This is a genomic window from Actinomycetospora soli (assembly GCF_021026295.1).
Classification (GTDB): domain Bacteria; phylum Actinomycetota; class Actinomycetes; order Mycobacteriales; family Pseudonocardiaceae; genus Actinomycetospora; species Actinomycetospora soli.
In genome coordinates this window covers 1-11,650 of the sequence record NZ_JAJNDA010000034.1, presented here as the reverse complement: position 1 = coordinate 11,650, position 11,650 = coordinate 1, and the positions used below count along the sequence as shown (strand labels likewise).

Annotated in this window: 19 protein-coding genes; 7 read left to right on the top strand and 12 right to left on the bottom strand. The window is 72.4% G+C overall.

The features are described 5' to 3' along the window. Positions 1–210: 210 nt before the first annotated feature. A complete protein-coding gene (locus LN037_RS29900; protein WP_230760367.1) occupies positions 211–465 on the bottom strand; it encodes a hypothetical protein in 255 nt (84 codons plus the stop codon). Between the two features lie 319 nt (positions 466–784). On the opposite strand from LN037_RS29900, the gene LN037_RS29895 reads away from it, so the two are divergent. Continuing rightward, on the top strand, positions 785–1,279 hold the full coding sequence (locus LN037_RS29895; protein ID WP_230760366.1) for a single-stranded DNA-binding protein: 495 nt from the start codon (positions 785–787) through the stop codon (positions 1,277–1,279). A gap of 503 nt (positions 1,280–1,782) precedes the next feature. On the opposite strand, the gene LN037_RS29890 is transcribed toward LN037_RS29895, so the two are convergent. From LN037_RS29890 to LN037_RS29850, 10 genes are read right to left on the bottom strand one after another with little or no spacing between them, the layout of a single operon-like run. Beyond that, positions 1,783–2,517 (bottom strand): hypothetical protein, encoded by a 735-nt coding sequence (locus LN037_RS29890; protein WP_230760365.1) that lies wholly within the window; start codon positions 2,515–2,517, stop codon positions 1,783–1,785. A gap of 23 nt (positions 2,518–2,540) precedes the next feature. Then, positions 2,541–4,541, bottom strand: coding sequence for a type IV secretory system conjugative DNA transfer family protein (locus LN037_RS29885; protein ID WP_230760363.1), 2,001 nt, complete (start codon positions 4,539–4,541; stop codon positions 2,541–2,543). Positions 4,542–4,543: 2 nt separating this feature from the next. Next, positions 4,544–4,741 carry a hypothetical protein gene (locus tag LN037_RS29880; RefSeq protein ID WP_230760361.1) on the bottom strand — a complete coding sequence of 66 codons (198 nt, stop codon included), beginning with the start codon at positions 4,739–4,741 and terminating at the stop codon, positions 4,544–4,546. After that, a complete protein-coding gene (locus tag LN037_RS29875; protein ID WP_230760359.1) occupies positions 4,738–5,079 on the bottom strand; it encodes a hypothetical protein in 342 nt (113 codons plus the stop codon). The genes LN037_RS29880 and LN037_RS29875 overlap by 4 nt, the downstream gene beginning before the upstream one ends. Next, positions 5,076–5,273 (bottom strand): hypothetical protein, encoded by a 198-nt coding sequence (locus tag LN037_RS29870; protein ID WP_230760357.1) that lies wholly within the window; start codon positions 5,271–5,273, stop codon positions 5,076–5,078. The genes LN037_RS29875 and LN037_RS29870 overlap by 4 nt, the downstream gene beginning before the upstream one ends. Then, positions 5,270–5,392: a hypothetical protein gene (locus tag LN037_RS33030; RefSeq protein ID WP_255695263.1), complete on the bottom strand. Its 123-nt coding sequence runs from the start codon at positions 5,390–5,392 to the stop codon at positions 5,270–5,272. Before LN037_RS33030 ends, LN037_RS29870 begins: the two co-directional genes overlap by 4 nt. Then, a complete protein-coding gene (locus LN037_RS29865) occupies positions 5,389–5,616 on the bottom strand; it encodes a hypothetical protein (protein WP_230760355.1) in 228 nt (75 codons plus the stop codon). Before LN037_RS29865 ends, LN037_RS33030 begins: the two co-directional genes overlap by 4 nt. After that, entirely contained in the window at positions 5,613–6,395 is a 783-nt protein-coding gene (locus LN037_RS29860; protein WP_230760353.1) for a hypothetical protein, read from the bottom strand. The genes LN037_RS29865 and LN037_RS29860 overlap by 4 nt, the downstream gene beginning before the upstream one ends. Continuing rightward, complete coding sequence (locus LN037_RS29855) at positions 6,392–6,631, bottom strand: WhiB family transcriptional regulator (protein ID WP_308286215.1); 240 nt, start codon at positions 6,629–6,631, stop codon at positions 6,392–6,394. Before LN037_RS29855 ends, LN037_RS29860 begins: the two co-directional genes overlap by 4 nt. Continuing rightward, the gene (locus LN037_RS29850; RefSeq protein ID WP_230760351.1) at positions 6,624–6,836 is read right to left on the bottom strand and encodes a hypothetical protein; all 213 of its coding nucleotides are present in this window, start codon (positions 6,834–6,836) and stop codon (positions 6,624–6,626) included. The genes LN037_RS29855 and LN037_RS29850 overlap by 8 nt, the downstream gene beginning before the upstream one ends. A gap of 278 nt (positions 6,837–7,114) precedes the next feature. On the opposite strand from LN037_RS29850, the gene LN037_RS29845 reads away from it, so the two are divergent. The 6 genes from LN037_RS29845 (at position 7,115) to LN037_RS29820 (ending at position 11,072) form a co-directional block, all read left to right on the top strand. After that, positions 7,115–8,149 carry a helix-turn-helix domain-containing protein gene (locus LN037_RS29845; protein ID WP_230760349.1) on the top strand — a complete coding sequence of 345 codons (1,035 nt, stop codon included), beginning with the start codon at positions 7,115–7,117 and terminating at the stop codon, positions 8,147–8,149. Beyond that, entirely contained in the window at positions 8,146–8,742 is a 597-nt protein-coding gene (locus LN037_RS29840) for an HD domain-containing protein (protein WP_230760347.1), read from the top strand. Before LN037_RS29845 ends, LN037_RS29840 begins: the two co-directional genes overlap by 4 nt. Continuing rightward, a complete protein-coding gene (locus LN037_RS29835; protein ID WP_230760345.1) occupies positions 8,739–8,984 on the top strand; it encodes a hypothetical protein in 246 nt (81 codons plus the stop codon). Before LN037_RS29840 ends, LN037_RS29835 begins: the two co-directional genes overlap by 4 nt. Before the next feature lie 143 nt (positions 8,985–9,127). Continuing rightward, positions 9,128–9,277, top strand: a complete 150-nt coding sequence (locus LN037_RS29830) for a hypothetical protein (RefSeq protein WP_230760343.1) — start codon at positions 9,128–9,130, stop codon at positions 9,275–9,277. A 357-nt stretch (positions 9,278–9,634) separates the two neighbouring features. Beyond that, positions 9,635–10,615 (top strand): hypothetical protein, encoded by a 981-nt coding sequence (locus tag LN037_RS29825; protein ID WP_230760341.1) that lies wholly within the window; start codon positions 9,635–9,637, stop codon positions 10,613–10,615. A gap of 313 nt (positions 10,616–10,928) precedes the next feature. Further along, the gene (locus LN037_RS29820; RefSeq protein WP_230760339.1) at positions 10,929–11,072 is read left to right on the top strand and encodes a hypothetical protein; all 144 of its coding nucleotides are present in this window, start codon (positions 10,929–10,931) and stop codon (positions 11,070–11,072) included. Between the two features lie 109 nt (positions 11,073–11,181). Here the strand turns inward: LN037_RS29820 and LN037_RS33025 are convergent, their stop codons facing one another. After that, on the bottom strand, positions 11,182–11,310 hold the full coding sequence (locus tag LN037_RS33025; protein ID WP_255695262.1) for a hypothetical protein: 129 nt from the start codon (positions 11,308–11,310) through the stop codon (positions 11,182–11,184). Positions 11,311–11,650 lie beyond the last annotated feature (340 nt).

Sequence of the window (11,650 nt, the reverse complement as noted above, 5' to 3'; positions counted from 1 at the left end):
ATAGGGTTGGCGCCCGGCCACACCGACGGCCGCAGCTGCGGCTGGGCGGAAAATCCACCGGCTACGCCGACGGCGTCACTCCCGAGGTGCTACGCCGGGCCCTGTCCGGGTTGTCGTTCCGCGTGGGAGGACGACGGGCGCGGCGGGCTCGCCCGCGTTGTCGATCGGCAAACCGCACCCCGGCCAGGCGAGGCTGATGAGCGTTGCGGGTCACGGGAAGCGGGGCGGCCTCAACGCGGACAGGTCGGGCAGCTCTGGCATCTCCGCCGGGTCGTTGACGTCGATCGTCACCGGCGTGCCCGGCGCGAGCAGGACCCAGGACTTCGTGTCCTTGCCGTCCCGGTCCTCGTACGGGACCTCCATCCACGTCGGCTTGCCCGAACGCAGGTGCTCGAGGATGTGCTGCCGCCACGCATCCGGGTCCTCGATTGGGAAGATCTGTCCGTCGTAGATCAGGGTCGCCATCCGCGGACGGTCCCACGACCCTCCGACAGACTCGACGCCCCACCGCGCTGGCAGCGGTGCGCCCTCATGGCCGGACAGGCCGGGCAGGAACCCCGGTGGACGCCGCTGCGCGGCGGTGGCTGTCGGACCCCGGAGCTTCACTGGGCCGCACTCACCGTCAAGGGCGCCCTACCGGGCGTCGCGCGCGATCGGCCGAGGCCGACCCGTGCACGGTGAGCCTCGGCGGCCCACCCGGCGCCCCGAGCGCGGTGGAGGCAGAGAACGCCTCCACCCCACTGTCCGGGGGCCCGACCGCCCCACGATCTCCCAGGAGGCCGCCATGGCCGGAGACACCGTCATCACCGTCGTCGGGAACCTCACCGCCGACCCCGAACTGCGCTTCACCCCCAGCGGTGCGGCCGTCGCGAACTTCACCGTCGCCTCCACCCCGCGTCAGCTCGACCGGCAGGCCGGCGAGTGGAAGGACGGGGAGCCGCTGTTCCTGCGCTGCAACATCTGGCGGCAGCCCGCGGAGAACGTCGCCGAGTCCCTGACCCGCGGGTCCCGGGTGATCGTGCAGGGTCGGCTCAAGCAGCGGTCCTACGAGACCCGCGAGGGCGAGAAGCGCACTGTGATCGAGCTCGAGGTCGACGAGGTGGGGCCGTCGCTGCGGTACGCCACCGCGGCGGTGACGAAGGCGGAGCGCACCGGGAACGGGTCGTCGCCCGCTGCGGGGCGAGGCCGTGGCGATGCGGACGGGGACGTGTGGGCGTCGGCGCCGGTCGCCGGGGCCGCGACGTCGGGCGGGTCCTACGACGAGGAACCGCCGTTCTGACCCTGCTGCACAACCGAGGGGGAGGCTCCCTACCGGTTTGCGGCATACCCCGCCAAGGCGGTTACCCTCGCCGGAGGCCGAGCCCCCGCGGTAGGACGCGGTGACCCGGCCCCTCGGCTGGTCGGTCGTTCTAGAAGCGGCTGAACAGCCAGATGATGGTTCCGATGGCGGTTCCGACCGCAGTGGCGAGCAGCTGCAGCGCGGTCGGGCCGTCCTCGGGCCCCTGCGGGGGCATGATGATGGTCATCGACCTTCCTCCTCTCGCGATCTCGGCACGGATGTCGCGGTCGTCGAACCGGACGTGAGTCACGGTAACTGGCCCCCAGAGTCGGGTCGCACCCGCAGGTGCTCGCCCCCGTGGTCTAGGAGCTCGACGAGCTCACCCTCATCCGCGCGCCCATCGCAGCGATCCACAGGCCGCTGACCTGCGTAGATGACCCCGAGTGGGCGGATGGGCGCCCCCATCGATACCGGGCTCGATCCCGCTCTCGTACAGCGACACATCATTCTGATGTCGTCGAGACGTCATCGGTGACGTCATCGTGGTGGCGCCGCCGCTGGAGGTCGTCCCTCACGACGTCCCGCCACGCCGCAGCCCAGTGGGGCGCCTCCGCGCGCTCCTCGATCACTGCCCGTCGGTCGTAGGAGTACGTCTCCTCAGGTTCGAGGATCCGCAGGTGGTGGCCGGGACCGCACAGCAGTTCGGAGGCGTGGCCGCCGGTCGTCGGGATCGCGTCCCTGATCGCGGTGAGTGCCCCGGGCAGCCCCCGCAGGTGCCAATCCTGTGCCTTCACTGCCGGCGCTCCGCGCTGGTGGGCCTCGAGGTACGCGTGACGCAGCCAGGTCAACTCGGCGATCATCTGGGGGTGGCGTGGCCAGCAGTCCGGCAGCGCTCCGCGCGTCACGCCGTAGGTGGGGACGAGTAGCTCCCCGACCCAGCAGGCCAGGGCCTTCCACGCCGCGTCGGCCTGGTCGCGGTCGAACAGGGGCCAGCACCAGGGGCCGGGTGGCAGCGGGCGCAACCCGTACCGCTCCTTCTCGGCGGTGACGGCGGGGTCCTCGGCCGGGGTGTTCTCGGCGTTAGCGGCGAGCGCGGTGACGGTGCCGCGCAACGCGGCGACGGACTCCTCGAGGTCGATGACCTTCGGGACGGTTTCGGAGAGCAGACCCGCGGACTCCCGGGCGATGCTGTCGAGGTCGAGGAGGTGGCTGCGGAGGGCCCGGAGTTCCGCAGCCACCCCGACGTGGTCGTGCACGGGGGTCAGGCCGCCTCGACGGCCACGAGCGCGGGCTGGTCGTCGTCGACGGGGCGCAGGACCTCGTCGATGGGGGCGACGGCGGGAGCGGCGCCCGCGGCCTGGACGTCGGGGCGTTCCCACACCGGGGTGATCCGGATGATCGTCGCCGGGGTTGCGCGGTGGACGAGCAGCCCGAACATCATCAGCCGGCCGTCGTCGCGGCGGACCTGTGGGAGTGTGCGCAGCTGGTCGACGGGCAGCACCCGCACCCGCTCGTAGCGGACCTTCCCGTCCCCGGCGTCGGTCTCCTCCTTGCGGTCCCCGCAGAGCCGGGAGATCGCCTCGAGGTCGGCGTCGAGGGTGAGCCCGCCGAAGACCACCTTGGCGTTGGTGGCGTTCCAGATGGTGTTCGCGCCCTCCCGGCCCCACCGCTGCGCGAGCTGCGACGGGGACTGCACCGACCACACGATGTGCACCCCGCGGCCGCCGGCGTCGGCGACCCATCGGTCGAGCGGCACGGGGGTGGTGAGCGCGGCCTCGTCGAGGATCAGTCCGAGCGGCGGGTCGAGCCGTCCCTTCGGCCGGTCGGCGGCGATCCGCTTCGCGGTCTCGAAGACGTAGGTGGTGAACGCGGCCGCGAGCGGCGCGACCGAGGCTTGCGGGCGTTCCGAGATGATCAGGTAGAGGGTGCCGAGGTCGTCGAGGAACCGGTCGACGTCGAAGTCGGGTTCGTTTTTCCCGGGGCAGCACGCGGCCGCGACGGTGGGGTCGGCCATGAACGCCACCGACTGCGACAACGTCAGGAAGATGGACTCGCGGGTGCGCTTCGCGTCGGTGTGCAGTACCTGCCCGAGCTCGGCGGCCCACCCGTACGGCACGTCGCGGTGGCGCCGCTCGAGGAGGTCCAGGGCCTCCGGTGCGGCGCGGGTGGGGTCGGCGACCCACCGCTGCACGGCGCGCATGTCGAACTCACCGAGGTCGGCGGCCAGCAGGAAGCACCGCAGGACCTTCGCGGCGGAGTCCAGCCAGAACGTGCCGTCCTCGCCGCCGGCCGCGGAGGTCGCGCCGACGAGCGCCCCGGCCCGCTCGGCCGCCGTCGCCGGGTTCGCGCAGCCCCGCACCGGTGACCACCTCATCGTCGAGGCCACTCCGCCGAGCTCCTCGGGGTTGAACACCTCCACCCGCCTCGAGCGGGCACGGCGCATCCGCAGCGCCGCGGTGTGCCCGTAGACGTCGGGCTTCGTGGAGGTGGTGAGCACCGCGCCGGGGTGGTCGATGACGTGGTGGCCCATCAGCGCGGTCTTCGCGGTCTGCGGTGGGGCGACCAGCCCGACCACGTCCCGGTGGGCGGCGTAGCAGGACCGGCTGAGGACCGGGCCGACAGCCGAGGTGCCGAGCCACGTGCCGCACTCGCCGATGGGCAGCAGCTCCGTCGCGAGCCGTCGGCGGGCGGCGGCCGCGGCGCGCTGCCCCGGGTCCTGCCCGTCGTCGTCGGGAAGGCCGGCCGCGACCGTGGCGCGCATGGTGACGGTGGTCTGCCGGACGGCGTGCCCGGACACGTGCCGGTGCAGGTCCCACCAGGTGGCCCAGCCGTCGTGGCCGTACCGGGTTCGCAGTCGACCCCGCACGGTGTGCGGGTAGGCAGCCCGGGCAGCGCGGACGGTCCACACGACGAACCCGGGGAAGCCTAGGACGACGGTCATCGTGGTGAACGGGCCGAGGAGCGCGACGGCGAGCAGCGCGATCGCGGCGGTGCCGGCCAGCACCTTCCACTGGCCGAGGAGGTCCGCGGTTCGGGTGGCGAGCCGCGACCACCGAGGGTGCGACACCCACGCCCACGCCGCGAACGTCGCGGACACGGTGACGTTGAGGGCCAGGGCGACCGCGAAGCCGCTGACGGTGCTCCAGCTCCGCCGGGCTCCGCGCACGAAGCGCGGGCCGGTGCGGGCGGCGGCGAACCGAAGCCGGTGCCCGAGGGTGGTGTGTGGCCCACTGTCGGTGGGCCGGTTCGGGGTGATCGTCATGGTCAGCCTCGCTCCCGGTCCTGCTCGTCGCGGTACCGCTCGACCGCAGCGACGAGCTCGGCGTCGGAGCCGCAGAAGCACTTGTGGCTGCCGGGTTCGGCGGCCTCCCAGTAGGCGAACAGCTGGGTCCTCAGGGCGTCGCGGGCGGTGTCCGAGAGGCTGACGTCGTCGGGGGTGGGCCGGAGGCCGGCGCAGCTCATCGCTCCCGCTCCTCGTCGTCGAGCTCCGGGGTGTGCCGGTGTTCGAGTCGCTGCTCGGCAGCCAGCACCTCGAGGTGGGCGTCCGCAGTCCCGGCGCCGTCGAGGTCACCGACACGGCGGGCCGTGTCGCGCTCGTTGATGAGGTGCTCGCGGTCGTCGTCGTAGCGCTGCTCGGGCAGCCGGATCGCGTCGATCAGCTCCTGGTCCTCCTCGGCGGTGAGGACCCGGAACCCGCCCGGGGCTTCGGGGTCGAACCGCAGCGCACCGCTCTTCGTGTTCGCCGCGGCCTCGAGCAGAGCGTCGAGGGTGGCGTCGTCGGGCCACTGGTCGGCGGTCATGCTCCGACCTCGCGTTCCTCGTCGTCGATCTCGGCTTCGTGGCGGTCGCGGTCGAGCAGCCAGTCCAGGAGCGTCGCCGGGCGCTCGGGGACGCCGCTCCCGTAGTCGATGGATGCGACCCGCTGACGGGCCGGCATCGGGGTCCGCTCCTCGCGGCTCGCTTCCCACGCCTGCACCAAGGGCACGAAGGTCATCGCTCTCGCTCCTCGTCGTCGATGTCGCGGTCGGGCGGGGGGAAGGTGAGCTGGTCGCGGGCCAGCTCGAGGGACTCGTCGAAGCGGGCCCGGTCGAAGGGCACCTCCGGGGCGGTCATCCGCCGATCTCCCGGTCCTCGTCCTCGCGGTCGGACTGCGGCTCCGCGTGCGACTTCAAGCGGTGCGCTTCGACGTCCTCGTCGATGATCTGATGGATCTTCCGGTCGAGCGGAGTCCAGTCCTTCTCGTCGGGGACCCGAAACAGGTCGGTGCCGTACCAGATTTTGAGGTGCTCGGTGCGGCGCTCTTCATCCATGTCGCCGTGCAGGACGTAGCTGCTCATGCGGTTCCTCCCGCCGCGCGGGCCTCGACCAGGTGCAGGCCGGGCCGGGTGAGGTGCTGCTCGAGGTAGGTGCGGGCTGCAGTGACGAGCCGCCGGCCGGTGCGGTCGGAGACGCCGTGCAGCGCTGCGGCCTGCGGGCCGGTGACGTCGCACCCCGCAGCGAGCAGCTCCGCGAGGTCGCGGACGCGGTCGTCCGGAACCGCGGTGGTGTCGTCGCTGCTCGGAAGCGCCGCGGTGGGCTCCACCGGTTCCGGAGCGGCCCGCGCCGCCGGGGTGTCGTCGACGGCCGGGACGACGACGCGCTGCACGGACTCCGGCGCGGAGGTCGTGGTCGTCGCGACCCGGACGGCTTCGGTGAGCCGCTCGCGTAGTGCTGGGGCGACCTCGGCGGCGAGCAGCACGAACAGCGGCGGAACCGAGTGCAGGACCACCGACGACGGCACGGCGTCGCGCCACGCCGACCAGGTGTTCATCGCGTACGTCGCGGCGAACGCCGACCACTTCACAGCGGGGACCTGCCACGGCATCGGGACCTGCCATCGCGCGGTGACCTGCTCGGCTCGCACGACCGCGAGGAGCAGCACCGAGACCATGGGGTCGAGGAGCCACGCCACGACCCAGCCCGGGGACCACGCCGCCGCGCCGGCGGCGGCGAAGGTCTGCACGTTCACCGCGGTGAACGCCAGCCCCAGGGCGATCGCCGTCCAGGTGGCGACGTCGACCCAGCGGCGGACGCTCTCCGCGGCGGCCACGACGTCGTCGTTCTCCGGGTCGGTCATGCCGCCTCCCGCTGACGGCGACGGATCGCGCGGCGTTCGTCCTCGGTGGTGCCGCCCCACACCCCCCACCGCTCGCCGGTGGCGACAGCGACGGAGAGGCAGGCAGCGCGGACCGGGCACGTCGTGCAGATGCGCTTCGCGGCACCGGCGGTCTGTCCGTTGTCGGGGTAAAACACCCGGACGTCCACGCCGCGGCAGCGGGCGGAAGCGGTCCAGGAGTCGGCCGGCCTACCCACGGGAGGCGCCTGCGGCGGCCGCCGCGTCGTCGACACGGTCACCGACGGACGACACCGCGGTGAGCAGGTCCCGACCGAGCTGGGTGGTCCCGATCAGAACCACCGCGAGGACCCCGAACAGCAGCGCGGGACCGGTCGCCTTCGACCTCGCGCAGAGGACGGCGGCGACGCCGGAGAACAGGATGAGGGCGGTGACGGTGGGCATCAGATCGCCCCTCGACGGACAGGGGCGGCGAGCCCGACCCGGTTCCGGGCAGGGCCTGACACAGTGAGCATGGGTCGGCGCTTCTCTCGCTTCGCGGCAGGGATGCGGACCCGCGTGGCCTCGGTGGGAGTCGTTTCCTAGGCGCTCTCCCACCGAGGTCCCTCAGGTCCAGCGCTGACGGTCCCTGCTGCGCGACCGACCCGGGAGTGACTGCGGGTACACGTCGTCGGACCCCTGTGCTGTACTCGGGCTTCGGGCTGTAAGCAGGGGGATTGGCCATGGTCGAAGGCACGATCAGCGGCATGACGCTCGCCCGGCTGCGCGGGGACATCGCTGTCACGCAGACCGACCTCGCCGAGTCGATCGGCGTCGGGGTCGACACCGTGAAGGGCTGGGAGTCCGCCCGTCGGCCTCTGACGCGGGCGAAGACGCGCGACGTGTCTCGGCTGCGGTTCCGGCTGCGCGGCATGGGCGCTCACAGCGACCACCTGCAGGTTCTCGACGCCGCGATCCGCGCAGACGACCTGCTCGACCAGATCGTCGACCCCGACCCGGCAGGCGGGAGCGTCCTGGCCCACGAGGTCCTCACGCGCCGGACCTGCGACCTGTTGACCTGGCCGCTGACGGGCCGGACACCACGGGAACTCGGCGGGCGCTCCGACCGGCCTCGCCTCGGCGCCGGGCAGCGTCGCACCGTGCACGACGCGCTGCGGCACGCGGCTGACTCCGCGGTCGGCGCGAAGGCCCCGATGGTCCGACGGCAGGCTGCGTTCCTCCTCGCCACCGACCCGGACGCCGTCGAGGACCTGCAGCGCATGGCCGACGACGAGCTGCGGCGGCTACCGCAGCTGGGGTCCTGGACCCCGGCGTGGCCGGTGGCCCGCGGCCTCGCCATCGCACAGTCGGTCGCCGGGGACCTCGACCCGCTGCGGGCGTTCCTGACCCACGGCTGCGTCACCGAGGCCACGCTGACCGCGAACCTCGTCTACTACCTGCACTACACCGGCGAGATCGGCACTGAGCACGAGTCCGACGAGTTCATGGCCGTCGACCCCGGCGGGTGGCACGGCGACGTCCTGCTGCGCACCCTCACCGCGTCGCTCGCGCCGACTACCCCGTACGTCGAGCTCGTCATCCGCACTATGTGGTCGCTGCTCGAGCGCCGCCCCGGTCTCCTCGTGGACACCCCCTCGGTCCACGAGGTCGACCGCCGCGTGGTGGAGCTGCTGGACTGGGGTGGTGAGCTGAGCAGCGTCGCCCGCGGCGAGCTCGGGACGATCCATCGCATGACCAGCGCGAGAGGAGCGGCATGAGCGACGACGTCGATGGCGTGGTGACCTACGCGTACGAGGTCGGTCACCTGGCACGGTCGCCCCGCGCCGGCTGGCAGCTCGGGTTCGTCCGCGACCCCGAGTCGGTCGCCGAGCACTCCCACCGCGCCGCGGTTCTCGCCTACCTGATCGCGCACCTCGAGGGCGCCGACGCCGAGCGCGCCGCCACCCTCGCGCTGTTCCACGACGTCCCCGAGACCCGCAGCACCGACCTGCACTCCGTGGCGAAGCGGTACACCGCCGGGGTCGACCCCGAGCAGATCGCGAAGGACCAGACCGTCGACATGCCCTCCAGGCTGGCCGGCGCGATCCAGCGGATCATCGCCGACGTCGAGGCGAAGTCCACCCGCGAGAGCGTGTGCGCGAAGGACGCCGACAAGCTCGACTGCCTGCTCCGTGCCCGGGAGTACCAGGCCCAGGGGTACACACACCTGCAGCCGTGGGTCGACAACATGATCGCCGGGATGCGCACCGAAACCGGGCGGGCGCTCGCCGAGAAGGCCGCCGTCGCGTCCCCCGGCGAGTGGTGGCACGACACCGCGGCGTCCTACGGGTTGCCTGGTCAGGCGTCGTGACCGGCACCGGGCGCCTGCGCGAGCAGGTCTCGGCCCGGGTCTTCGCCTCCCCGGTCGACTTGCGGACCGTGGACGTCGACGGCCTGGTCGCCGCTCTCGCGGCGGCCGAAGGCCCCGACGCGGACGTCGAGGCGATCGACGAGGGGACCTGGTCGAAGCTGCTCGACGACCACGACAGCGTGGTGCAGGGGCGTCGTGCGGCGCGTGCCGCAGCCCTCGATCACCCGCAGGAGAACCCCTGACACCCGCAGGGGCAGCGGGACCAGCCTGCGAGTAGTCGTCACGGATCGCGTGTCGCTCCTCCGTTCCTGAGCACAGGAACGGCACGATCCACGTTGTGGAGCACAGGAAGACCGGTCGCCCGAGTAAGGGTGAGCGCGAGTTCGTGCGTGCCCGCGTCCCGATCCCGCTGCGGCGCGCCGCGGAGGACCGGGCGAAGGCCCTCGGCATGACGCTCAACGACTACGTCGGCCAGCTCCTCGCCGAAGACACCGGCGTCGCCTACGCGTCCCAGGAGGGCCTCAAGAGCGCCTGACACACGAAACGCCCCGGCTGGCAGGCCGAGGCGTTCGCGCAACCACATCTCTTCGCTCGACTACGGGCCCTGCCTGGCTACCAACCTGGGGCACCCGCGTCGGCGACTTAGTGCTGCGGAGCCGAGATTACATCGGACCCTCCGCCGGTACCTGCTGTGCGCGTCCGCGACACGCCGTCGCGTGGCACACCCAGCCGTCCGGCGACCCCTCACGCCCACGCTCGCCCTGCTCCAGCGGGAGAGCACACCTATCGGCGCGCCCAGATGCGCAGCCGGTCACTCGTCTACGGCCGCCGCCGCGCGGCCCGCCGAGTCGACGCCGGCCGCTTCCTCCCGCACCCCGGGTGGCGACACCGGGTGCCCGAGGGCGTCGTCGTGGTCCGCGACCAGGCTCTGGCGCTTGCGCGCCTCGAGGAGCTCGTCGACCTCGAGCTGTGGCGGGTCGACAAGCGCACCGCGTGGACCGCCATGGCGAAGGCCCTGATCCACGGGATGTCCTGGGAGACCGGGCTCGTCGCCGGGGTCACCCGCGCTCACCTCGCCGAGCGCGCCGGCGTCGGCCTGCGGACGGTCACCTCTCTGCTCGCGTGGGCTCAGGACGTCGGGCTGGTGGTGTGCGTCGAGACCGGTGCTACTGCTGAGTTCCTCGGGACCGACACCAACCGGGCCCCCAGCTACGTCCTGACCGTCCCGCGGGGTTGGGAGCCGCCTGCGGTCGCCGTCCTCCCCGAGGCGCCTCAGGACTCGGCTCCCGGCGCCCCTGTGGACACAACTTGCGATCCCCCCGCTTCTTGCGTTGAGAAGAGAAGCCCTTGGCGTGATCGAGGGCTGAACCGACGCCACGACCAACCGCGGCTTGAGCCGTGGCCGGTCTACGACCGGACCGAGACCCGCCGGGACCGGGCTCGGGCTGTCGACACCTTCTTAGGTCGAGCCGGGCTCGGAGGTCGGGTGGTGCGGTGGCGGGCGGTGGCGATGCTCGGCCCGTGGTTCGACGCCGGCTGGTCGGTGGTCGGGCTGTTGCACGCCGTGGACCACCATCCGGACCGGCCGGACGACACCCGCGGCGATGCGGCGCGCTCGGCCAGAGACCCGCTGCGGGTCCTCGGCCACCGACTGACCCCGTGGCGTGGCCGCCTAGCCGATCTGCCGACCACGCTGGCCGCGGTCGACGGCCATGTCCGGCGGACACGACTGGCCGCCACTGGCGACCGTGGCGTGGCCGGTGGCCACCAGGCGCCCCGCGTGGCGGCCAGTCCAGCGGTGAGGGCGGCGGCGCGGGCAGAGGTCAGCCGCGTCCTGACGAACGCCCGCAAGCGGGTCGGCCCGTCCTCTTGACCGATCACGAGCCGCTGCTCTGCGAAGCCGCCCCGCACTACCTCTGACCTGCGACTCGACGGTCGGGAGGCGAATCCGTACGAGCACGGTCCTGCCATCGTGCCGCGTGCCCGGTTCATGGCCTTGACGGGGGGACGACGGGGCAGGCGGTGTGGTGGAGTGGAGCTCACCGACGCACACCGAAGGAGGCGCAGGACCGCTCGCAACGCCAGAGACAACGAACGTTGTCTCGCCCTCTCCGGCCGGAGCCGGAGCACTGGTGACCTACCCGGGTGTCACCAGCCGGTGGCTCCGACGCAGGAGGGAGTTGCTCGTGGGAACGGAGAAGAACGCCGAGCAGAGCGGCGACAACGGCAAGCTGAGGATCATCGTGATGATCGCCCAGCTCGCCGTCGCCGGAGCGCGGTTGGCGGTGGCCATCTTCTGGCCAGAGTGTCCGTACCGTCCGCACTTCTGACCGGCAGCAGTGCTCTGGGGGACCGGGTTGCGTCCGGTCCCCCGGGGCCTGCTCATCCGACCACGTGCATTGTGGCTCGCCTGTCAAAGGACCGCTGCCACCCAGCCGATCACCCGTCGTCGGCGGGGTCCTCCAGGCCGTTGAGCCGCACCCGCTCGATGACCTCATCAGCGGTCGGCCGGTCGGCGGTGTCGAGGTCGCGCAGCGCGGCGCGGATCGCCGGCAGGTGCGGAGCCACGGCGTCCTCGAGCGCCGGCAGGCACGCCTCATCCACCGCATCGGAGAGCTGCTACATCCCCTACTCCTCCATGCCGTCCACCGCCTGATGTTGACGCTGCCGCTGTGCCTCTACGTGTGCCCCTATCCGCTGTCGCTGAACTGTGACCTGCTGTCGCTGCGCTCCCTCGTCTGCTGCGCAGCCGCAACCCATCACCTGCCTTCTGTGCCCTGATGTGGAACGACGGTCGAGCGACAGCTGCTCCGAGTGCTGCACGAGAACCCGGATCGGCAACGGCCCTCGGCCACTACGGCTGCGCACTCTCGCTGGGCGACTCGTGGGCGTCCTTGGCGAGAGGGGC